20 protein-coding genes are annotated in these 22,358 nt (G+C 37.7%); 14 read left to right on the top strand and 6 right to left on the bottom strand.

All coding sequences use genetic code 11. The features are described 5' to 3' along the window. The first annotated feature begins 123 nt into the window (after positions 1-123). On the top strand, positions 124-1,425 hold the full coding sequence (gene eno, locus OZX60_05615) for a phosphopyruvate hydratase (protein ID WEV44916.1): 1,302 nt from the start codon (positions 124-126) through the stop codon (positions 1,423-1,425). 90 nt (positions 1,426-1,515) lie between these two features. On the opposite strand, the gene OZX60_05610 is transcribed toward eno, so the two are convergent. From OZX60_05610 to OZX60_05590, 5 genes are read right to left on the bottom strand one after another with little or no spacing between them, the layout of a single operon-like run. Next, positions 1,516-2,310, bottom strand: coding sequence for an ABC transporter ATP-binding protein (locus OZX60_05610; protein ID WEV44915.1), 795 nt, complete (start codon positions 2,308-2,310; stop codon positions 1,516-1,518). Between the two features lie 13 nt (positions 2,311-2,323). After that, positions 2,324-3,100, bottom strand: a complete 777-nt coding sequence (locus OZX60_05605) for an alpha/beta hydrolase-fold protein (protein ID WEV44914.1) — start codon at positions 3,098-3,100, stop codon at positions 2,324-2,326. A gap of 11 nt (positions 3,101-3,111) precedes the next feature. After that, positions 3,112-4,122 (bottom strand): iron ABC transporter permease, encoded by a 1,011-nt coding sequence (locus OZX60_05600; protein ID WEV44913.1) that lies wholly within the window; start codon positions 4,120-4,122, stop codon positions 3,112-3,114. Continuing rightward, a complete protein-coding gene (locus tag OZX60_05595) occupies positions 4,119-5,105 on the bottom strand; it encodes an iron ABC transporter permease (GenBank protein WEV44912.1) in 987 nt (328 codons plus the stop codon). The genes OZX60_05600 and OZX60_05595 overlap by 4 nt, the downstream gene beginning before the upstream one ends. 10 nt (positions 5,106-5,115) lie before the next feature. After that, positions 5,116-6,078, bottom strand: a complete 963-nt coding sequence (locus tag OZX60_05590; protein WEV44911.1) for an iron-siderophore ABC transporter substrate-binding protein — start codon at positions 6,076-6,078, stop codon at positions 5,116-5,118. A gap of 432 nt (positions 6,079-6,510) precedes the next feature. Between OZX60_05590 and OZX60_05585 the strand changes: the two genes are divergently transcribed. The 9 genes from OZX60_05585 (at position 6,511) to OZX60_05545 (ending at position 17,725) form a co-directional block, all read left to right on the top strand. Then, a complete protein-coding gene (locus OZX60_05585; protein WEV44910.1) occupies positions 6,511-9,024 on the top strand; it encodes a hypothetical protein in 2,514 nt (837 codons plus the stop codon). Positions 9,025-9,253: 229 nt separating this feature from the next. Next, entirely contained in the window at positions 9,254-11,500 is a 2,247-nt protein-coding gene (locus OZX60_05580; GenBank protein ID WEV44909.1) for a hypothetical protein, read from the top strand. A gap of 322 nt (positions 11,501-11,822) precedes the next feature. Next, positions 11,823-12,494 carry a hypothetical protein gene (locus OZX60_05575; protein WEV44908.1) on the top strand — a complete coding sequence of 224 codons (672 nt, stop codon included), beginning with the start codon at positions 11,823-11,825 and terminating at the stop codon, positions 12,492-12,494. 81 nt (positions 12,495-12,575) lie between these two features. Next, positions 12,576-13,616 carry a DUF916 and DUF3324 domain-containing protein gene (locus tag OZX60_05570; protein WEV44907.1) on the top strand — a complete coding sequence of 347 codons (1,041 nt, stop codon included), beginning with the start codon at positions 12,576-12,578 and terminating at the stop codon, positions 13,614-13,616. Positions 13,617-13,733: 117 nt separating this feature from the next. Further along, positions 13,734-14,177, top strand: coding sequence for a DUF3290 domain-containing protein (locus OZX60_05565; protein ID WEV44906.1), 444 nt, complete (start codon positions 13,734-13,736; stop codon positions 14,175-14,177). A gap of 10 nt (positions 14,178-14,187) precedes the next feature. Then, complete coding sequence (locus OZX60_05560) at positions 14,188-14,823, top strand: DUF421 domain-containing protein (GenBank protein ID WEV44905.1); 636 nt, start codon at positions 14,188-14,190, stop codon at positions 14,821-14,823. Positions 14,824-14,961: 138 nt separating this feature from the next. Next, positions 14,962-15,444 (top strand): ferrous iron transport protein A, encoded by a 483-nt coding sequence (locus OZX60_05555; GenBank protein ID WEV44904.1) that lies wholly within the window; start codon positions 14,962-14,964, stop codon positions 15,442-15,444. After that, entirely contained in the window at positions 15,444-17,567 is a 2,124-nt protein-coding gene (feoB, locus tag OZX60_05550) for a ferrous iron transport protein B (GenBank protein ID WEV44903.1), read from the top strand. Before OZX60_05555 ends, feoB begins: the two co-directional genes overlap by 1 nt. Then, entirely contained in the window at positions 17,564-17,725 is a 162-nt protein-coding gene (locus OZX60_05545) for a FeoB-associated Cys-rich membrane protein (protein ID WEV44902.1), read from the top strand. The genes feoB and OZX60_05545 overlap by 4 nt, the downstream gene beginning before the upstream one ends. A 21-nt stretch (positions 17,726-17,746) precedes the next feature. Here the strand turns inward: OZX60_05545 and mnmE are convergent, their stop codons facing one another. Continuing rightward, entirely contained in the window at positions 17,747-19,114 is a 1,368-nt protein-coding gene (gene mnmE, locus OZX60_05540) for a tRNA uridine-5-carboxymethylaminomethyl(34) synthesis GTPase MnmE (protein WEV44901.1), read from the bottom strand. 415 nt (positions 19,115-19,529) lie between these two features. Between mnmE and OZX60_05535 the strand changes: the two genes are divergently transcribed. From OZX60_05535 to OZX60_05520, 4 genes are all read left to right on the top strand, one after another. Continuing rightward, the gene (locus OZX60_05535) at positions 19,530-20,288 is read left to right on the top strand and encodes a threonine/serine exporter family protein (GenBank protein WEV44900.1); all 759 of its coding nucleotides are present in this window, start codon (positions 19,530-19,532) and stop codon (positions 20,286-20,288) included. Positions 20,289-20,298: 10 nt separating this feature from the next. Further along, positions 20,299-20,784, top strand: a complete 486-nt coding sequence (locus OZX60_05530; GenBank protein ID WEV44899.1) for a threonine/serine exporter family protein — start codon at positions 20,299-20,301, stop codon at positions 20,782-20,784. A gap of 65 nt (positions 20,785-20,849) precedes the next feature. Next, positions 20,850-21,524, top strand: coding sequence for a ribose-5-phosphate isomerase RpiA (gene rpiA / locus OZX60_05525; GenBank protein ID WEV44898.1), 675 nt, complete (start codon positions 20,850-20,852; stop codon positions 21,522-21,524). Positions 21,525-21,600: 76 nt separating this feature from the next. Continuing rightward, a complete protein-coding gene (locus OZX60_05520) occupies positions 21,601-22,353 on the top strand; it encodes a formate/nitrite transporter family protein (protein ID WEV44897.1) in 753 nt (250 codons plus the stop codon). Positions 22,354-22,358: the final 5 nt, after the last annotated feature.

Raw genomic sequence — 22,358 nt, 5'->3', positions numbered from 1 at the left:
TTTTGTATACGTTTTCATTCCAGATTATAAGTATTAGTTCTTGAAAATAATCAATAATTGCGTTATGATTATACTATTCACAAACAGTGCTTCGGCACTTTAAAAATAAAGGAGAATTCTCAAATGTCATTAATTACTGATGTTTACGCTCGCGAAGTCTTAGACTCACGCGGTAACCCAACTCTTGAAGTTGAAATTTACACTGAATCAGGTGCTTTCGGTCGTGGTATGGTTCCTTCAGGAGCTTCTACTGGTGAACACGAAGCAGTTGAACTTCGTGATGGAGACAAGTCTCGCTACAACGGTCTTGGAACTCAAAAAGCTGTTGACAACGTAAACAATGTTATTGCTGATGCTATCATCGGAATGGACGTTCGTGACCAACTTGGAATCGACCGTGCTATGATCGCTCTTGATGGTACTCCAAACAAAGGTAAATTAGGAGCTAACGCTATTCTTGGTGTTTCTATCGCTGCTGCTCGTGCTGCTGCTGACTTCCTAGAAGTTCCTCTTTACAACTACCTTGGCGGATTCAACGCTAAAGTTCTTCCAACTCCAATGATGAACATCATCAACGGTGGATCTCACTCTGATGCTCCAATCGCATTCCAAGAGTTCATGATCATCCCTGTTGGAGCTCCAACTTTCAAAGAAGCTCTTCGTTACGGTGCTGAAATCTTCCACGCTCTTAAGAAAATCCTTAAAGACCGTGGTCTTGAAACAGCTGTAGGTGATGAAGGTGGATTCGCACCTAAATTTACTGGTACTGAAGACGGTGTTGAAACTATCCTTAAAGCTATCGAAGCTGCTGGATATGTTCCAGGTAAAGACGTATTCATCGGATTTGACTGTGCATCATCAGAATTCTACGAAAACGGAATCTACGATTACTCTAAATTCGAAGGTGAAGGTGGAGCTAAACGTACAGCTGCTGAGCAAGTTGACTACCTTGAAGAACTTGTTAACAAATACCCAATCATCACTATCGAAGATGGTATGGATGAAAACGACTGGGACGGTTGGAAAGCTCTTACTGAACGTCTAGGTGAACGCGTACAGCTTGTTGGTGACGACTTCTTCGTTACAAACACTGACTACCTAGCTCGTGGTATCAAAGAAGGTGCTGCTAACTCAATCCTTATCAAAGTTAACCAAATCGGTACTCTTACTGAAACTTTCGAAGCTATCGAAATGGCTAAAGAAGCTGGTTACACTGCAGTTGTATCTCACCGTTCAGGTGAAACAGAAGATTCAACAATCTCTGATATCGCTGTTGCAACTAACGCTGGACAAATCAAAACTGGTTCACTTAGCCGTACTGACCGTATTGCTAAATACAACCAACTTCTTCGTATCGAAGATCAACTTGGTGAAGCAGCAGTTTACGAAGGACTTAACAGCTTCTACAACCTTAAAAACAAATAATTTTTAAGACCATGTCTTGGTTTAAGTTTATTCTTAAACTAAAGATATAAAAAAGCCTCTCCATTAGGAGGGGCTTTTTTTGTTTTGCTTTCAGTCATGAATTTGTTCAAATCTGAGGCAAATTGGTTTGCCGTCCACCGGGTCTTGTCCCAGATGAACTTTGACATTGAAAAGTTCTTTTAAAATTTCTTCGGTCATCAGCTGCTGGGGACTGCCTTCATACATAATTTGCCCATCCTTCATACCAATCATGTGGTCTGCATATCTAGCTGCAAGATTTAAATCATGGAGAACCATGATGACTGTTAAATCATTTTTTTCCTTTAAATCATGGATTAAATTTAAAAGTTCAATTTGATGTCCCATATCAAGGTAGGTGGTCGGTTCATCAAGAAGGATAAGGGGTGTTTTTTGGGCTAAGGCCATAGCAATCCACACCCTCTGTTTTTGGCCGCCTGAAAGAAAATTAATATTTTCATGGGCAAGTTCAGTAAGGCCAGTATCAGCTAAGACCTCATCAATTATCCTTTCATCCTCAGGACTACTTTTTTGGAAAATGCCCTGGTGGGGATAGCGTCCGACAGAAACAAGCTCCCTGACCGTAACATCTTCAGGACAATTACTCTCTTGAGATAAGAAAGCCAGTTCCCTGGCAATCTCCTTGCTGGTCATAGCTGCTAAATTTTGCTTATTTAAGTAGATGTGTCCTTTTTTATGGTCGATAATTCGGCCAAGTCCCTTTAACAGAGTTGATTTTCCGCAGCCATTTGGTCCAACAATCACGGTGATTTTATTTTTTAAAAAATTTACATCAAGGGAATTAATAATTTTTTTCTTTTGATAGCTTAGGTCAAGATTCTGAGCCTTTAAAATTTCATCTTTCAAGTTATTAACCTCTTTAATGTTCATTTTTTAGGGGGCTATTTGAAAACCATCTGAGGCAGCGACTCATGACTGTAAAAACAACTGACATGTGGTTTTCATCAGGAGCAAGATAGTAGTCGCATGATTCAAGATCTTTTGAGTCTTTAAAAAAGTAATATGCCCTTTGAGATAGGGGAACCATCTCGCCCTCAAGGCCACCAATAGTAATGATAAGCCTTGGTTTTTTATGGATAGAATTATCAGCCTGCTGCTTATTACTGGCTAAGCGGTCATAATAAGATTCCTTATCCCACCAAAGAGAGGGACTGAGTGCTAGAAAGTTATTGATAAAGCTTAAATCAGGCCTTAAAAGTGCTTCAAGGACACAGAGACCTCCTAAGGAGTGACCAAAGAGTCCGATTTTTTCCTGGTCCAGAGGTAAGCTTTGAGCTAGGTCTTGGTGGATTTCCTTGAGTCTTTCAAAAAAGCTATCTATCTGTCCCCCTTGGGGCATATCAAATCTTTTGTCATTTGGATCTTTGGGATGAATCCTAGCTGGAGTGAAATCCTTAAATCTTTCCTCCCGGTTGAAGGGGGTGCGAGCATGATAGGATATGCCAACGATAATCATAGGAAGGACCTCCGTTTTAGGGGAATTTCTTGCCTGTAGTTTTACAGCCTGGGCCAGGCTAGATGCGAAGGCATCACCATCTAAAACGTAAAGTAGGGGTAAGGCTTCATCTGGATTAAGATTTTCCGGCTGGTAGATATCAAGATAGTACTTACCTACTTTTTTGTAGCTTACTTTCAAATTTTTCTCCTTTATTTTTGTTTGTTTTTTTGGAGGAACATTACTAAAAGGTTGGGTATTCCAAGAAGGCCCATCATGGCATTTAAAGGTAGTTCATTGGGGATAAAGGCAGTCTTTGCGAAGGTATCGCACAGGATAACTAGACTTCCACCATTAATGATGATTCCTGGCAGTAAGAACTTTGAATCATTTTTAAAAAGTTTACTCGTCAAATGGGGCACCAGAAGTCCTACAAAGGCAATATTTCCTGCAATAAGGACACTTGAACAGACCAGGCATGCTGCTAGGAGGATGAAGAACATTCTCCAGTAGCCAGTGGGAAAGCCAATATTTTTAAGCTGTAAATCAGAGTATTTAAGAAGCTTTAGCTGATTTTGAAAAAGCAAAATTACTGGTAGGATGATTAGAATAAAAGGTGCTACCTGTTTAATCAAGATCCAATTTCCCTGGCTGATTGAGCCTTCCAGCAGATTATTTATCCGGGAGTAGTCCTCACTATTAATTTTTAGGGAAAAGTAGGCAGTAAGGGCAGAAAAGCCAGTATTTAGGGCAATTCCATTAAGGATAAATCTAGGCATATTGACCCCACCAAAGCTTGATGAAAGAAGGAGGTTGGCCAAAAGGGCTAGGAGGGCTCCCGCCAGTCCAAATAATACTAAGGACAGGGACTGGATTTGACTGATATTTGTTAAATAACTTCCGATTAAAAAGTAGTAGAGGACACTTCCAAAAGATGCCCCGGCGCTAACTCCTAAAAGTCCAGAATCAGCCACTGGATTTCTTGTAATGGTCTGGAGGATATATCCTGCAAGGGCAAGACTTGCTCCTGCAAGAGCTCCTAAGATAAGTCGTGGAAGTCTAAATTCCCAAAGAATCAAGGCCGCCTGGCTATCTCTTGTGGGATCAATTAGAAGATCTAGTAATTTCTTCCCACTAATAAAGTAGGTTCCTGAAAGAAGGGAGTAAAAAATAGCTAGGAAGAAAATGAGGAGGATGATAAAAGTGGAGAGATGTTTTTTCATTGGTAGCTAGTCCTCCTGCGAATTAGATATAAAAAGACAGGGACCCCAGCCAAGGCTAGGACTAAGCCAATGGGAGTTTCAAAGGGGTAGTTAATGTAGCGGGATAGGTAGTCGCAGGCCATAAGAAATATCCCTCCTGTGGCGGGAATAAAGAGCACGGCCTGACTGTATTTTTGCCCGGTGACAAGTTTGACCATGTGGGGGATGATGAGTCCTACAAAGGCAATCCGCCCAACAATGGCTATACTTACACCTGTCAAAAGGACTACTAGAAGGGAGAAGAAGTTGTCCCAAAGTTTTCGGTTCATCCCAAGGCTTCTTGCCTTGTCTGGTCCAAAGGCATAGAGATCTATTTGCCTTCTGAAGAGGATGACTAGGATAAGGGCTAGTAAGAGGACCGGTAAAAAGTATATAACATCGAAAAATGATACCCTATAGAGCCTGCTGGTATACCAGGAGCTGACTGACTGGGCGATATGAAAGTAGGAGACAAGAAAGCTTGTTAGGCTACTTAAAAGCATGCTGGTAGCAATCCCAATCAGGGGTAGATTAAGTCTTGATTTTCCTGAGAATAAAACCTTGTAGAGGTAGGATATGAGCAGGTAGCTTAAAAGAGATCCTAGAATGGAAAAAATGATGCGCGTTAGGGTTGGCTGCTGGGGAAAGAGAATCATACCCATAACGATAGCTAGGGCTGATCCGTCACTTACACCCATTAAACTTGGATCAGCCAGATCATTTTGATACTGGACCTGCATGATGAAACCAGCCAGGGCAAGACTTGCTCCGACTAGAAAGCCAACAAGAATTCTTGCAATCCTCCCAAGAAGGATTAGATGATTTTGGTTTTGAGGATTATAGTCAAAAATCATACCCCTTAAAGTTTCCAGGGTATGATTCATTTCAAAGCTTAGGGAAAGGAGTGAGAAGATTAAAAATAAACCAAGTATTAGAAAGCTTCCCGCCACGTATTTAGCCTTCATTTAAGCCTTCCTAACCGATGTTATTTTCGTTAAGGGCCTTAAGCATAACTTCCTTACTTAGGTAAGTTCCCCCTTGGTAGCCGCCGTCAACGATATTGTAAAATACTTGTTTGTTTGAAACAGCAGGAACACTCTTCCAGATGGCATCTTCTTTCAGGTCATCTAAAGCATTAGGGAAGCTTTTATTTTCTGAGGGCATGAATTGAACCAGGATGATATCTGCATCAACCTTTGCCAGCTGCTCCTTAGAGATTGTTGTTTGCCCCTTAATGGCTGAAACCTCACTTGGAATTTGGAAGCCAAGATCCTTGTAAAGCATTGGATTATAGTAGAAATCAGGCCCGTAAATACATAATTCTCCCTCACGGATGCGGACAATTAAGATTTTTTTACTTGTTAAATCACTCTTGTCCTTTTTAAAGCTTTCAAGGTCATTTTGGTAGTCTGCAATTAACTTTTTAGCCTGATCTTCTTTGCCAGAGGCTGTTCCCATTAGGGTTAGGTTGTTGGCCCAGTCGTCAGATTTATGGGAAACATTAATTGTTGGTGCAATCTTAGTTAGGTTGTTTGTAACGTCCTTATCAAACTTGGTAGACCCTAAAATCAAATCTGGTTGAAGGGCAGCCACAGCTTCGACATTTGGCCCAAATTTATCACCAACATTGACCATCTTGTCGCCTAATTTTCCTTTTAGGTAGTCAGGCATCTCACCTCCGATTGTAACCCCACCAATGGGTTCAACAGAAAGGGCAGCCGCATCTTCCATGGACTCAAAGCTTGCTGTTACAATTTTTGAGGTAGGAAACTTAAGGGTATAGTCCTGTCCTAGGTAGGTGATTGTGCCTTCCTTGGCCTGAACTTCACTTTGTTGGGTAGAAGTACTTTCTTCACTAGAGGAAGTAGTTTTGTTTTGACTACATCCAACAAGAAGGATGCTAAGACTTAGGGCACTAAGGGTAAATAATTTTTTCATGGAATCTCCTAAAATATAGTTTTATATGTAAATTTTTCGTTAAAAGCTTAACTTAACTACCTAAGTATATCTATTTGCTCATAAAATGTAAATAGTTTTTTACATTTTATGAAAGATTTAAAAATAAATCATCTTTTGATAAAAAAAAGTTTATTGAATATTAATGTAATAAAAATGTAAATTCAAAGTATCTAGTAATTATATGTTGTCTGTGATATTATTAAGAAAGTGCTTGAATATGCAATGTATATTTTCATTTTTATGTACAAACTGATGTTTTATTTAATAATTAAATCACTAACTTTGTTAAAGAATACCGGAATTATTATATAAAAATGTGAATTAATTTCACTTATAAATTAAATGTCAAAAATCCATTTTTATGAAGATATAGGGCAGGCAAGCAGACGAATAAAAGTAAAGGAGAATACAATGAAAGGTTCAACTTTTATGAAGTGGGCAATGCTTCTAATATGCCTATTTACAAATGTGTTGACAGATGGTGCAGTCCTGGCAGAAAGTACGTCAACAGAAGCTTCAACGCAAGATCTAACAAGTCTTGTCAGCTCTAACAATCTAACAAGCGACACTTTAAGTTCATCAAATTTGGGCCAGGTCAGCTCATCTAGTAGCAGCAGTGAATCAACCAGCAGCACATCGAGCTCGTCTACAACAAGCTCTGAGAGCACTGTTAGTACAAGTAGCTCAGAAGACTCAAACTCAAGTTCAGATTCTGGGGAAGAGGTCTCAGAAGACGATTCAGACATCTCAACTAGGGCGAGTACGCAGGCAGATGCTCAAGCAAGTGTGGTTGATATATATACGTTTGATAGTCTAAAAACTACCTTGGAAGGGCGTAATCCTCCGACAAACGTAAGATTGATGTTTGATTTAAATTTTAAAACAGGCCAAAAAATATATATCGTAGCCAATAAAACTAAGACAGTTGAAATTGATGGAAATGGACATACTATTACCTATGACATGGGTCCGCTTAAAAACAATACTGATAAGGACAATGAAAAGTTAGATAATCAGGATAAAGCGGCAGCTGGTGAAACTGGTTTTGGATTTGGTGCAGATGGACTTAAAATTACTTTTAAGAATGTAACCTTTGGTAATAAGGATGCTTATTATTCTGCTAGTGGCGATACTAAGGCTAATAATTTTTATGGAATCATTAATCCTGGAAGGACAGTAGGAAGTAATGGTACTTCTTTGACTGTTGAGAATGTTAAATATTATTCTAAAAAAGGTGCTCAACCTTTTCATGTGTACGGGGGGGATACTAAATTAATCTTTTCTGGAACTAATGAGTTTTATATGAAGGGTAGTGATAGGCAGACTCAAGAATTTATTGAGGGTGGGAATATTGTCTTTGACGATAATAGTGTTACTAAAATTGTTGATGAAAAGACGGGAACCTATCAAACGGGTTTGATATGGGCTCTCTTTGATCCATTAAATTTAGTTGTGGGTAAAAATGCTACAGTAGATATAACTACTACGCATGATATTTTTAATGTTTACCCACCAGCGGTGGAAGACCCATCTGATGATGAAGCTGATTATACAGTGCCTACTATCAGTATAAAGGAGGGAGGCTCACTTAAAATTACTCAGAGTAAAGCTGCTTATAAAGGTGCGGGTAAAATTATGAATTCATATCCTCATACGAAAGGTTATCCGGATGGAGGTCTGTATGATTTAAATATTTCGTTAAATAAATCGGCAAATATTGAAATTAATACTCTGATACCTTCATCTTTTCCTACGGGAGAATACGCAGGGGAACATGGTCTTACTGTTACTCAAGCAAAAGATTCAAAAGCTACTTTCTCGACAGCTAGCGGAACATTCTTAGACAGTAAATCACCATCGATTTTCACGATTACTGATGCAGCACTACTTTCATTTGAATCCTTGGATAAAAATGTAAATGGGAAGACAGGCCCTCTTGGAGGAAGTACATCAAAAATAAACTTTAACCAGGGTACTTATGATTATGACGCTCTGACTAATGCTTCTAAGACTGATCGCAATTTAAAATACCTTTTGACCCAGCAGAATGGATCTAATACCTGGACTATTAATTCAAGTGGTTTTTCAAGAAAACCATCTTTTACTAGCAATGAAGCTTCAACACTTAATGCAAGTTCTAGGCTTGTAATTGTTAAAGGTATGATAACAGCCCTATCTTGGGATCAAGATAAATCAACTTCTAGCAAAATTGAAACCATAAATTCTAGCTCTACAGGAGCTGGGTATGATGGTAAATTTTATTGGACAGATATATATCCTGAAAATGATATAAAATTTGAGCTTTCAATGGGAGGTACTTCTGTGAGTATTCCAAAAGTATTAAACGCGACAGGAACTCAAGATACCTATGAGTTAGGTTTTACTATCCCAAAAGAGTATTTGCCAACTAAGAGCAGCGAGCCTAAAAATTATACTATTAAGGCCTATAAAAATAGGGGTAAGGGATATGTTGAACAAAGTTCCATTAACCTGACTATCAACTTAAAAGAAGATAATACCCTTGAACTCGTGACAGTACCTGAGTCCTTTAACTGGACCAACCGTCTTACATCCCAATCTAAAGGTATCCTTTCAAGAGATGCTGACAACAGTATGTCATTTAAGGTAATAGCAAGTGATAGTATTAAATGGAAACTTACTGGATACTCTCAATTGAAGTCCGGTGGTACAAAACGTCCTTACTCCTTCGTTTGGAAAGATAATGACAACAGTGATAAACTTCTTGACTTTGCTGGTGGTGTTGATGTTTTGACTAATGAAAATGCTAATAAAAATGGAAATGTTTATGAGAAAACTTGGGCAAACAACCAAGGGGTTCTTCTTAAAAGTGATAATTATTTAAATATCGGTGATTACACTGATTATATAATCGAATGGAATTTGACTAGAGTACCAACATTTTAATTAACTGAAAAAGAGAGCTGAGCTCTCTTTTTTTGAAATTATTTGTGAAATTTATTAAAAAAGGATTTAAATATTAGGAGGATTTAAGGTCGAGGTGATATAATGACAATACAAAATAATTTATTTTTTATAAAATCAATTACAACATAAGAATAGAGATTCTTGTGAAAAGAAAATTTATTGAGAGGTTTGCTTTGAGAGCTTGTGGTTGATAGAAGGGAGTTTTATTGTGAAAAAGGTTAATTTTGTAGGAAAAATCTGGCTAATTTTTTATGTCTTCACCCTCTTTCTAACAGTTGTTGGCGCCCAGGCTGAATCATCATCAACTAGCACCCAAACAACTAGCGAATCAACTACCACAAGTTCAAGTAGTCAATCAATTAGCCAGTCATCAGCAGATTCCACTAGTTCAAGCCAGTCAGAAGATCAGTCGACAAGTGGGACTGAAACGGATTCTTCAGAAATCGAAGAATCTAGTGATGAATCTGAAAATCCATCGGAGGAAAATCAAAATCCCACTACCTTTGCAGGACCACTTGAGGACGTAAGTGTCGCAACAATGGACGAGCTTAAGACAGCACTTGCTGACACTAATGTTGAAAACATAACTTTGACAGATGATATAAGTCTTGGTACTAATACCCTCCCAGTTAACCATAGCGTGGTAATTGATGGTGATAAGGGGAATGGTGATAGGTATACTATAACTTATGGTTCTACTTTATCTAGATTTAATGGAATTAGCTATGGTACTGATGGTATCACTATCCACTATAAAAATTTGAATTTCGGTAAAAAATCATCTCTTGGATCGCATGATTCTACTAACGCTGGGAATTATTTTGGTATTGCCCCACCGGGTGCAACAACTCGTACTAATAGAACCTTGATAATTGAGAATGTTGGTTATTATTCTGATTATGCTGCTCAGCCACTGTATTTAGATGGTTCCAATGACCAAATCATTTTCCGCGGGGATAATGAATTCATAATGGGAGGTGGATCCAGTTCGCAAGAATTTGCACAGGCCAATAATATTACCTTTGATGATGATAGTACAACGAATATAACTGACAGCAATACACTTCAGACCGGTTTTATTTCGTCCGGCACAGTTTCTCCGCAGTTAAAGGTTGGGAAAAGTGCAAAAGTAAATATAAGCACGTCGCATAACATATTTGCAACGTCAAATAGCACTGGATCCATTAGTGTAGCAGAAGATGGTGAATTACTTATTAAGCAAACAAATAGTAGTAGGGGGGCATACTTTGCTGCTAATAATAAAAATTTAAATATAGACTTACAGGCAGGGGCAAATTTTGAAGTCGAAAATGCCAGCCCGGCGGGTAACCGAAGTGTTAATATTACTGCTAATTTAGCAGAAAATTCCTCAGCTTTATTTAAGGCAACAAGCGGTACCACTTTGATGAATGGATCTTCCGGGACTTTTAACGTAGATAATACAGCAAAACTTGTATTTGAAGGAACTTTTGCAGGTGTTGTCAGAGGAACTGCTACTATAAACTTTTCATCTTTTTCAGCTGATACGACAAATTATGGAGTTTATACCGGTAGTCCAAGTACCCTCCTTTTAACACAAACAAGTAGTAGTGACAGTCCATGGACTGTTAATAATCGTACATTTTCAAGATCAGGTGATGATTTTTCATCTACGGATAAGACAACTCTAAGAAATACCACTAGGCTTGCTATTGAAAGGGAAACACCCGTTAACCTTTCTTGGTTATCAGGTAGTGCTCAACTTTCTAAGGATGAGCCTTCAATTGGGGGAGACTTTAGTGATGAATTCTATTATAAGGATCCAAATGATGGTGATGCCTTGACCTTTAGGATTTTTGACTCTAGTGATAATCAAGTAGGTTCAGACATAACTACAACAACTCCTGGAGATAGTGATTATCACCAAATGGTTTACAGTATTCCTGGTGCTAATCTTTCTACTGGTACCAATAATTTTACAATTAAAGCCTACAGGACAAGAGATGATGGCTCTAAACCGCAAGTTGGTGATACTCTTAATCTTACGATTACAGTTACTCCTCCAGCTTTGACGCTTGAGAGTGTGAGCAGTAATTTAAAGTGGACCAACCGGACAATGACAGAAACTCAAGGTATCCTTACAAGAGATTCGGGTAATATTCTTGAGGTGAAGATTAGTGATACAAGGATAGATGCGACTGATTGGTACCTCTATGCCAGTGTATCTGGATCTGCCCCATTCTCTCTTGTATGGAAAAAAGATGCCTCAATAACTACCCCTGTCGACCTTACTTCATCCAATAGTGAAATTTTAAGAAATACTGACGTCACAAAGGATGAAGATAACGTCTATACTAAGACCTGGAATGAAGATTTAGGGGTTCTTTTGAAGAGTTCTAACTACTTACCGATAAACGATTATACAGGTTTGTTAACAATTAGTTGGAATCTTTACAATGTACCCGTTTCCAATTAACAAACTTGAAATAATTTTAATCACATGTAACTCTATAAAAATGTAAAAATTGTTGAAACTTATATAATTTAGTGTTAATATATATTCAGTGCTAAAAATTAATTAAAATTCTCTAAAAAATTTATTTATTCAAAAATATTCGAAAATATGTAAAAATATACACAGGATATACATTTTAGAGAACAACATTCATATGGTATCTTAGTAATTTGATTTTTATCGGGTTACTAGTGGCTATGATAGTGATTAAAAGATCAATTTTTAGTGAATTATTTTATTTTTCATAATATTTATTTAACAAAATTTAGGAGGAGAATTCATAATGAATTTTAAAAAATTAGCCGGACTAGCCCTAGCTAGCTCAATCTTACTTTCTTCAGGAGCTGCAATCGTATCAGCTGACGAAATAAAAGAAAAAGAAACAGCAATCTCTAGTACAGCGGATGGTAATAAAACTACTACGACAAATATTGAGATTACAGACGACAATACAGATAAACCAGATCCAATTGATCCAACCGATCCAACAAACCCAATAACACCTGATCCAGGCCAAGAACACCTACTATTACAACACGTTCCGGAAGCTTATAACTTCAGTACTCAGATTAAAAACAAAAAATATATTTTAACTACTGGAAAAGTTGAAAAACCTTCAATTGAAGTTTTCAATGATAGAAGTACTCGTAATTGGAGAGTTAAGGCTTCACTTGGAAAAGATGTACTAGAACGTACAGTTGAGAATGGTGGGGAAGCTACATTCCCAATCGATTCATTCAGTATTACTACAGGTACTCATGCTGTTGATTTTGGTACTGGAAAAGAAGCAACAGTTTTTGAAAATCTTACAAATGACCTTTCTAATACAGGAACAGTTTCTACAGACGTTAAAAATATTGGTATTAGCTTCAATGACTCAGACAACAAACTTAAAGCTGGTCAACTTATCACAGGTACTATAAGCTATCAACTTTACCTTGTAACTAATGTATGATATAATAACATTAAAATAAAATAAAAACCTTAAGTAGGGAGAAGTAAGTGCTTCTCTTTACTTTTTTTAGGAGGAGTAGGTATGAAAAAAAGGATAATGTTGCTTGCAATTTTTATTTTCTCTATAATTGTAAGCCCTTTAACAAGCTTAGCTGAGACAGCGGAAAATAATGTTGGTTTTACCATCAACGCTGTTATTCCATCGAATCAGGTGGACCGTGAACAGTCATATTTTGACCTCAGGATGACTCCAGGTCAGGAACAAGAGATTGTTGTTCAGATTATCAACACCTCAACAGAAGAAAGCAAGTTTAAAGTTAATGTCAACCAGGCTTATACTAATAAATCAGGTTTCATCGACTATGCAGACTCTACTGTGACACCAGATTCAAGTATGGTTTACAAAATTTCTGATATCGCAAGTTACGAGCATGAGGTTACAGTTGCAGCCAATACAACTTTAAATCTTCCAATTACACTTAAGATGCCAGCTGAGCAGTATGATGGTACTATCCTTGCTGGAATCCAAGTTATTAAGGAAAAAACGGAAGCTGAAGAAGAAGAGAGTAAGGGCGGAATCACCAACCAATATGGTTATATCCTAGGTCTTAAACTAACTGAGACTGATACTGAAATTAAAAGGGAATTAAATCTTTTAAGCGTTCACGCAGCTGACTCTTTTAATAAGACAAGTGTTGTAGCTCAACTTCAAAATCCTACTATGGACCCTTATGGTCATCTTAAATACCAAGCTAAGGTAACCAATAAAAAAGATGGATCTATTGCCAAGGAAGTTTCTTACGATAACAACATGCAGATTGCACCAAACTCAACTTATGACTTTGCTATCGACTGGGATGGTAAAGCGCTAGTTGCTGGTGACTACAATCTTGATTTAGTAGTATCTGATGATAGAGGCAATGAATGGAAGTTTAACAAAGACTTTACCATTACTAAACAAGAAGCTAAGAAAATCAATGATAAGGTAATTATCAAAGGGAAACAGGAAAATCCTTATATCAAGTACTTCCTAATTCTTTTAGCCCTAGTTGTTATTCTAACTATTATCATGTTTGTTATTAAAAAGAGAAACAAAGATAAAGAAGAAGATGAAGAAAAATAAGCCTTAAATAATCCAAAATGGTATAATAGATTTATTCTAAAAAGCCATTTTGGTTATTTTTTTAAGTATATTAATCGTTTTTATTTTCCTCGTAGGATAAGTAGATAGGAGAGCTTGATGAATTTTTACGGGATAAATTTTTTAGAATCACAATCTAATATTAATTATTATTTGAAGTATTTTTTGGTTTTTGGTTCCTTGTTTTTAATGGTCTTGGTATTCATTCTTTACATGCGTCACCGGATGCAGACCAAGTACCGGGATTTGGGGATTATTTTCTTTTTAGTCTTGTTATTTTCTCTGGGAGTCCAGTATTCTGACTACCAGTCTAATCAACTGAAACACACCCAGTATCCTCAGATGATGAAATTTGTTCAGGATGTATCTAAAAATGAAAATGTTGATCAGAGTAAAATCTATGTTAATTCAACTCAGCTTGTAGACGGAATTATTATAAGAATTAAAGATACTTATTATAAGGTGAGTTTGACGACTAATCAGAAATTTTACAGTCTGACTGAGGTTCAGGTGACTGGAACCAACATTATAATTAAGGATTAGGGAGGGAATTATGCAAATCTATACTCCAATTATTATTAAACTTGCCCTGGGTATCTTGTGTTTAGTAGCTCAGATGAATCTTATGGGTAAGGGAAACCTTGCACCATCATCTGCCCTTGACCAGGTTCAGAACTATGTCCTGGGGGGGATCATCGGGGGAGTTATCTATAATGAGTCGATAACTGTTCTACAGTTTGTTATGGTACTAATTATCTGGACTCTTTTGGTTTTTATCCTAAAGTTTGCCAAGGAGTACAACCGCTACATTAAATATATCATTGACGGAAGACCAGTGAGCCTGATTCACAATGGTAAGGTTGATGTGACAGAGTGCTTGAAAAAGGGAATTTCAGCCAATGAACTTATGTTTAAATTAAGATCTAACGGAATATATGAGGTTGAAAGTGTTAAGCGGGCGGTTCTTGAGCAAAATGGTCAATTAACCATAACAGAGATTGGGGATGACAATGTTCGTTACCCAATAATTGTCGATGGTCAAGCCAATTTTGACGTTTTAGAGCTTATTCACCAGGACCAGGACTGGCTTGAGGAAGAGGTTAAGAAGCAAGGCTTTAATAAAATTAATGATATTTACTTGGGTGAATATGTTTCCAAGAAGCTTAATCTTATTGCCTATGAAGATTAATTTATGAGAGAAGGGACTTAATGTCTCTTCTTTTTTTGGTTCACAAACATTAACAAGCATATTTCTTGACAAATGTAAAATCATATTTACATTTTTTGTTAAATATGATTTACTTATTATAGAATGAAGGACGAAAATATGAAAACTTTAGATAATTGTATAGTCGGTCAAACTTATTATATTGACCATTTAAAAACTAGCAGTCAGGAGAAGCAGCTCCAAAATCTGGGTCTTGTTAAGGACAAGCAGATTATGCTTTCAAAGATTGAGGGTGAAAATGCTATTGTGCTCTTGCAAAATCACAGGTTGGCCCTTGATAAGAAGATTTTAAGTCAGATTGTTGTTAGTGATAGTTTGAATAAGGATTATGAGCTTGCGACTTTGGATGAGTTAGAGCCTGGTATGCAGGGGATAGTTGAACGGGTTGATTCAATCGGAGAGCTTAGAAGAAGGCTTATGGATATGGGGATAACTAGAGGGGTTAAGATCTATGTCAGAAAGGTCGCTCCCTTGGGAGATCCAATTGAAGTTCATTTAAGGGGTTATGCCCTAAGTCTTAGAAAGGCAGAGGCTCATTTGGTAAGAGTAAAGGTTCTTGATGAAGCTAGTGAGGTAAAATAATGACAACCATAGCACTTGCTGGAAATCCCAATAGCGGAAAGACGAGCGTTTTTAATATTTTAACTGGTTCAAGTCAAAGGGTGGGAAACTGGCCTGGAGTTACAGTTGATAAGAAGAGCGGAACCTATAAAAAGGACAAGGTAACGCAAATTCAAGATTTACCGGGGATTTATTCCCTAAGTCCTTATACGGCTGAGGAGATTGTTTCAAGGGATTATCTTCTAAAGGATAGACCGGATGCTATCTTAAATATTGTTGATGCAACTAATTTGGAGCGGAACCTTTATTTAACCCTCCAACTTTTAGAAACAGAAATTCCTTTGGTTCTTGGTCTTAATATGATGGACGCTCTTAAAAGGGAGAAAAAGGAAATTGACCTTGAAAAATTATCTTATGGTCTTGGGGTCAAGGTTGTTCCCATGACAGCCATTAAGGGGCGCGGGGTATTTGAGGCTCTTGAGGTGAGTAAGAAGGCTGAGGTCAGTGACAGTACTTTAAGTTATGATGCAAGGCTTGAGACCTCTCTTGCTGAAATTGATCAGATTCTTGGTGATTTACTACCGCCTAAGGGACGCAAGTGGTATTTAATCAAGATTTTTGAGGGAGACCAGGAGCTTTTAGAGTCTTTAAATCTTTCAAGTAATCAAAAGAAGGAAATTGCTGAAATTGTTGCAATAACAGAGAAGATTTTCCAAGAAGATGCTGAAAGTATTATCATTAATGAACGATATGCCCTTATCAATCAAATAACAGGGCTTGCTATGACCAGTAAGTCTAGTGACATTCGTTTTAATCTATCTGATAAAATTGACAAGTTTGTAACCAACCGTTTCCTAGGTCTTCCAATCTTTGCTCTAGTCATGTGGGGTGTTTACTACCTTTCCATCCAGACAGTGGGAACTATGGGGACGGACTGGATAAATGATAATTTATTTGGTGAAATTATTCCCAGTCATTTAGAAGCCTTCATGGGTTACCTGCAAATTGCTGACTGGCTTCAGGATTTAGTCCTAAATGGAATTGTGGCAGGTATTGGGGCTGTTCTTGGTTTCTTGCCCCAGATTGCAGTTCTTTTCTTGTGCTTGGGACTACTTGAAGATTGCGGATATATGTCGCGCGTGGCCTTTGTTATGGACCGGATTTTTAGAAATTTTGGACTCTCAGGAAAATCTTTTATTCCCATGCTTATTTCTACAGGCTGCGGAGTTCCTGGGATTATGGCTTCAAGAACCATTGAAAGTGAAAGTGACCGCAGAATTACCATTATGGTCACAACCTTCATGCCCTGTTCAGCTAAGCTTCCAATCATAGCCTTGATTGCTGGGGCCTTTTTCCCAAATGCTTCTTGGGTTGCACCAAGTGCCTACTTCTTAGGAATGCTGATGATTATTCTGTCAGGTATTCTCCTTAAGAAAACCAAGATGCTTTCAGGAAAATCTGCTCCCTTTATCATGGAGCTTCCAAACTATCATTTCCCAAGGATTAAGTCAGTCCTTCAATATAGTTTTGAAAGATCTCTAAGCTTTGTTAAGCGGGCTGGTACCATTATCTTTGTTATGAATATTATCATCTGGTTTACCTCAAGCTATAATTGGCATTTTGAGGCCAGTGAAGAAAATGAGTCAATCCTTGCTAGTCTTGGAAGTATCTTCTCCCCTCTTTTTGCACCACTAGGTTGGGGTAACTGGCAGGCGACTGTGGCTACTATTACAGGGCTTGTTGCCAAGGAAACGGTTGTTGGGACCCTTGGAGTCCTTTATACAGGGGCCAAGGAAACCAGTGAAAATGGTCAGGAGTACTGGATGGCTATGAGGGAGCAGTTTACTCCTCTTGCAGCTTATTCCTTCCTTGCCTTTAACCTTCTTTGTGCTCCGTGTTTTGCAGCCATTGGAGCTATTTACAGGGAGATGGGTGATATGAAATGGACCCTTAGAGCTATTTTCTACCAAACAACCCTTGCCTATCTAACAAGTTTTGTAATCTACCAGCTGGGAACATGCCTACTTGTAGGTCATGTAACTGCTGGAGCAGTTCTATCCTTCCTAATAATTTTAGCCTTTATTTACCTTTTGGTACGTAAGCCTAAATATTTAAACAATTCACCAAGTCTGGAGGTAGTATGATGAATATATCAACTTTAATTTTGCTTTTGATAATCCTATCTGTTTTTGCCTATGCCCTTAGAAAAATTATCAAATCAAAGGGTGCATGTGAAGACTGTAAATGTTCTTGCCCAACTAAAGTTACTCCAATGAATGCAGCAAAAAAACCGGGGAAATAATCCTCGGTTTTTTATTTTATTTTATTTACCTAGGCAGAATTGACTGAAGAGGGCTGTGATTAGTTCATCAGGAGCTGAATCTCCTGTGATTTCTCCCAGGATTTCCCAGGTTCTAGTCATATCAACTTGAACTAAATCTACAGGAAGTCCCATATCAAGTCCCTCATTTACAGCTTGAAGGGCTTCAAGGGCCTGTTCAATTAGTGAAATATGACGGGTATTTGATAGGTAGGTTGAATCGTATTCAGCAAGTCCTGAGTTTTCAAAGAAGAGTTGATTAATCTTGTCTTCAATCTTATCAATATTTTCATCCTTAAGGACTGAAATTTCAATGAAATCTTGTGGCAATTGATCCTTTTCAATCTTTCCTGGAAGGTCAGTCTTGTTTAAGATGATAATCCGGCTGGTATTTTGACTCAAATCAAGGAGTTGCTTGTCCTGCTCACTTAAGGGCTCACTGGCATTTAAAATCAGAAGGACTAAATCAGCTTCTTCTAGAGCTTTTTTCGATTTTTCAACACCGATTTTTTCTACCAAATCTTCAGTTTCCCTAATACCTGCTGTATCAATAAGTTTTAGCGGTACTCCGTTGATGTTGGCATATTCTTCGATTACATCCCGGGTGGTCCCTGCGATATCTGTAACGATAGCCTTTTCCTCTTGGAGGAGGTGGTTTAGAAGGCTTGATTTTCCAACATTAGGGCGACCGATGATGGCTGTTTTTATTCCTTCACGGAGGATTTTACCTCTTTTGGCTGTTTTTAGAAGATTATTTAAGAGACTTTCAAATTCCAGAGTTTTTTCTCGGAGCATTTTTGAGGTTAGTTCCTCAACATCATCATATTCAGGGTAGTCAATGTTAACCTCAACCTGAGCTAGGACTTCAAGAATTTCCTGGCGGGTATTATTGATTAAATTTGACAGGCTTCCGTCCAGCTGTCTGATGGCAAGATCCATAGCCTTATCAGTCTTGGCCCTGATAACATCCATAACAGCTTCAGCTTGGGACAAGTCCACACGACCATTCAAGAAGGCTCTTTTAGTAAACTCACCAGGTTCAGCCATGCGGGCTCCGTTTCTTAAGAGAGCTTGAAGGATTTCGTTAACGACTGCAATCCCCCCGTGGGTGTTAATCTCAACAACATCTTCTCTAGTGAAGGTTCTTGGAGCCTTCATAAGTCCAACGATAACCTCATCAAGAACCCTGTCCTTTTCTACAATATGGCCGTAGTTGAGGGTGTGACTATTAGCCTGTTTAAGGTCATTTCCTTTAAAAACCTTACTTATGATGTCTAGGGCATCAGACCCTGACATTCTTACAATCCCAATAGCACCTTCTCCCATGGGAGTAGAAATTGCTGCTATGGTATCAAATTCTTTTGTTAGCATATATTTTTACCTTTTCCTATTTTTATATTAGGATTTACCTTTAAGAACTATTATTTTATAACTTGCTTTAAAAAATCCACAGTACACCAATTGTACCCTCTTTTGAATAATTTTTCTATATACTTGCTTAGGATACTTTATTAAGTGTATATTAAAACCGTAACCAAATAGTTACGGCATATGATAGTAGTTTCCAGCGAGAATTTATTATCTTGCTTACCCCTAATTCGAACCATTACAAAGATAATGGAACCCCATCCATAAGTTAATAAATTAATAAAAATTGCTAGAATACTGATATTATAAGTTAATGCATTAACAAAGTCAATTACCTTTTTGTTCAAAATATGCTTATTTTGCGAAAAAATTGTGTTAAGATTTGAGATAGATTTTTAGATAGATAAAAGGAGATAGGATGAATAAAAAAGATACCCTAGCCGTTAATACTGGTCTTATAGCCGGGAGGATTTTAATTGAGGGTGGCTCTGAAATGGAGCGAATCAATAAGACCATTAAAGAAATTGTTAATAAGGCAAGTGACAAGGAAAGTCAAGTTTTCACAAGTCTTACAGCCATTATGGTTGGAGTCCAGGATTCTTCAACTATGATGTTTGAACAGGTTGAGGGCCGGGGGATTAATCTGGAAAAAATATACCAGGTGGATATCCTAGTCAAGATGTATCTCAATGATGAAATAAGCCTTGATGACCTGTATAAAAAGTTAAAATATTTGGAGAAAAATGTTATTGATTTTCCCTTTTTTACTAAGGTTCTTGCGGCAGCAGCAGAAAGTGCCTTTCTAATGATTATCTTTACTCAGTCAACAGCTTATTTAGATATGTTTTGGACGGCTTTGACAGGGGCAGCAGGTTACGCTCTTGCAATCTTTCTCCATAAGTATACAAATATTCCCTTCATCAGGGAGTTTTTGGGCTCTTTAATCCTTGGCTGGATTGCTCTTATAGGGGTCAGATTTAATCTGGCTTCCAACATTAATGATGTAATCATCGGAGCAGTGATGCCTCTTGTCCCTGGAGTTTCGATCACAAATTCAATCAGGGATTTGATAGAGGGAAATCTCATGTCAGGAATTGAAAGGGGAGTAGAAGCTACCTTGACTATTTTTGCTATCGTTTCAGCCCTAGCCCTCGTCTTACAGCACGTTCATTTTTAAGGAGAACCGGATGACTACTACTATCGCAATTCAAATTTTAGTTCAAATTGTTTTTTCATATATCGCAACCTTCAGTGCAGCCTTTGTGTTAAATGTTCCCAGAAAGATGCTTAATCTGACTTCCATTACTGGGATGATAGGCTGGCTTTCCTTTTGGTTGGTAAAATTAGTCCTTGATAATGGCCTTCTAGCTAATTTTACAGGGGGCCTTGTAGTTGGAATAATTGCCCTGATTTTTTCAAGAAAAACTAATATTTCTTCTATTATATTTGCAATTCCTGCCCTCATTCCTCTGGTTCCAGGTGCTGTAGCCTACCAGGCTCTTATGTTTCAAATATCTGGTCAAACCATCGCAGCTCTTAATAAGCTGTTCTTGGTTATTATGTATGCCGGATCAATTGCGCTGGGTTATATTTTATCTCAGTTTGTGACTGAACAATACATTAGGATTGTTGACGGGGTGACCATGACCGTTAACAATAAGTTCAAAAAGTAAATTTTTCACATAAAAAGAACAGTTTAAATCAAATTTTTAAAGCTATTGTATGATAAAATATTTTTATGGATGAATTAAAAAGAAAAGTCGGTATTGAGGCCGCAAAATTTGTTGAATCGGATATGGTTGTAGGCCTTGGGACAGGTAGTACAGCAAAATTTTTTGTGGAAGAACTTGGACGTAGGGTCAAGGAAGAAGGGCTTGATATTATTGGTGTCACAACGTCACATGTAACCCATGAACTTGCTAAAAGCTTAGGCATCCCTTTAAGATCAATTGATGATGTTGAATATGTCGACTTGACAGTTGACGGGGCTGATGAGGTTGATAGCAATTTTAATGGTATTAAAGGTGGCGGGGCTGCCCTTTTAATGGAGAAGATTGTGGCCAGCTATTCAAAAAAATGCCTGTGGATTGTTGATGAGAACAAACTTGTTGATAAACTAGGTAAATTTCCCCTACCAGTTGAAGTCATTCCCTATGGTCATGATCAGCTACTAAGAAAATTTGGTGAACTTGATCTTAATCCTAAGATTAGATTAAATATGGACGGTGAATTTTTACTTACAGACACCGGCCACTATATAATTGATCTTTTCCTAGAGGAGATTCCAAATCCTCATGAACTTGCGGCCTTTTTAGATTCCACAGTGGGAGTCGTTGAACACGGACTATTTATTGGCATGATCGATAAGGTAATTATCGGTACAAAAGAAGGAGTAAAAATCCTAGAAGCTTAACTCAAAGGCTTCTAATGTCGCTGTTTTTCTAGTGCTTGTATTTTCCCCAGTAGGAAAATAAGAAAGAGGTTGAAGGATGAAATCCCCTGAAGAAATTTTAGGATACATGGCAGATTTATCGGTGAAAAAGGTTGAAAAATCACTTATTTCAAAATTTATTTTATCTTTTATGGGTGGTGTAATGATTGCCCTAGGCTATATGGCTTATGTTAAGATTGAATCTTTGGTTGACGGAGGAGCAGGAGTTCTGCTTGGTTCCCTATTCTTCCCAGTTGGTTTGATTGTCATTTTATTAGGTGGTCTAGAACTTGCGACCAGTAATATTATGGTTGTAGCCTATGGCTTTATCAAAAAAAGAGTCCGTCTTAAGGAGCTCCTTGATAACTGGTTGATTATAACCTTGGGTAATATTTTAGGAGCAATCTTTGTCGCAGGTATTTTTGGAGTTGGAGCAAGAGTTATGATGGGTGGTAAGATTTATGATATGGCCATTCATGTAGCTGATGCAAAACTTTCTGCCTCTTTTATGACAGCTTTTCTTTCGGGTATCGGATGTAATATATTAGTTGGAATGGCAGCTCTTATTTCTTATGGAATCAAAGAAGCCAGCGGGAAGATATTAGCCATTTGGTTTATCATCTCAACCTTTGTAATCTTAGGTTTCCAACACAGTATCGCTAATTCCTTTATCATTCCTTTTGCAATTATGACTAAAGAAGCCAGCTGGCTTGATTTTATAAATAATTTTATTCCTGTCTATTTAGGAAATATTGTAGGTGGAGGGGTCTTTGTTGCCTTCTTCTACAGTTTGGGATATAAGAAAAAATAAAAGAG

This window comes from Streptococcaceae bacterium ESL0687 (genome assembly GCA_029392475.1).
Classification (GTDB): domain Bacteria; phylum Bacillota; class Bacilli; order Lactobacillales; family Streptococcaceae; genus Floricoccus.
This window is presented reverse-complemented; position numbering and strand designations above follow the sequence as displayed.

What these genes read in the sequence shown, in the direction of transcription:
- eno (WEV44916.1), top strand. Translation starts at nt 124, where the DNA reads ATGTCATTAATTACTGATGTTTACGCTCGCGAAGTCTTAGACTCACGC.
- OZX60_05600 (WEV44913.1), bottom strand. Translation starts at nt 4,122, where the DNA reads ATGAAAAAACATCTCTCCACTTTTATCATCCTCCTCATTTTCTTCCTA.
- OZX60_05595 (WEV44912.1), bottom strand. Translation starts at nt 5,105, where the DNA reads ATGAAGGCTAAATACGTGGCGGGAAGCTTTCTAATACTTGGTTTATTT.
- OZX60_05590 (WEV44911.1), bottom strand. Translation starts at nt 6,078, where the DNA reads ATGAAAAAATTATTTACCCTTAGTGCCCTAAGTCTTAGCATCCTTCTT.
- OZX60_05585 (WEV44910.1), top strand. Translation starts at nt 6,511, where the DNA reads ATGAAAGGTTCAACTTTTATGAAGTGGGCAATGCTTCTAATATGCCTA.
- OZX60_05575 (WEV44908.1), top strand. Translation starts at nt 11,823, where the DNA reads ATGAATTTTAAAAAATTAGCCGGACTAGCCCTAGCTAGCTCAATCTTA.
- OZX60_05570 (WEV44907.1), top strand. Translation starts at nt 12,576, where the DNA reads ATGAAAAAAAGGATAATGTTGCTTGCAATTTTTATTTTCTCTATAATT.
- OZX60_05565 (WEV44906.1), top strand. Translation starts at nt 13,734, where the DNA reads ATGAATTTTTACGGGATAAATTTTTTAGAATCACAATCTAATATTAAT.
- OZX60_05560 (WEV44905.1), top strand. Translation starts at nt 14,188, where the DNA reads ATGCAAATCTATACTCCAATTATTATTAAACTTGCCCTGGGTATCTTG.
- OZX60_05555 (WEV44904.1), top strand. Translation starts at nt 14,962, where the DNA reads ATGAAAACTTTAGATAATTGTATAGTCGGTCAAACTTATTATATTGAC.
- feoB (WEV44903.1), top strand. Translation starts at nt 15,444, where the DNA reads ATGACAACCATAGCACTTGCTGGAAATCCCAATAGCGGAAAGACGAGC.
- OZX60_05545 (WEV44902.1), top strand. Translation starts at nt 17,564, where the DNA reads ATGATGAATATATCAACTTTAATTTTGCTTTTGATAATCCTATCTGTT.
- mnmE (WEV44901.1), bottom strand. Translation starts at nt 19,114, where the DNA reads ATGCTAACAAAAGAATTTGATACCATAGCAGCAATTTCTACTCCCATG.
- OZX60_05535 (WEV44900.1), top strand. Translation starts at nt 19,530, where the DNA reads ATGAATAAAAAAGATACCCTAGCCGTTAATACTGGTCTTATAGCCGGG.
- OZX60_05530 (WEV44899.1), top strand. Translation starts at nt 20,299, where the DNA reads ATGACTACTACTATCGCAATTCAAATTTTAGTTCAAATTGTTTTTTCA.
- rpiA (WEV44898.1), top strand. Translation starts at nt 20,850, where the DNA reads ATGGATGAATTAAAAAGAAAAGTCGGTATTGAGGCCGCAAAATTTGTT.
- OZX60_05520 (WEV44897.1), top strand. Translation starts at nt 21,601, where the DNA reads ATGAAATCCCCTGAAGAAATTTTAGGATACATGGCAGATTTATCGGTG.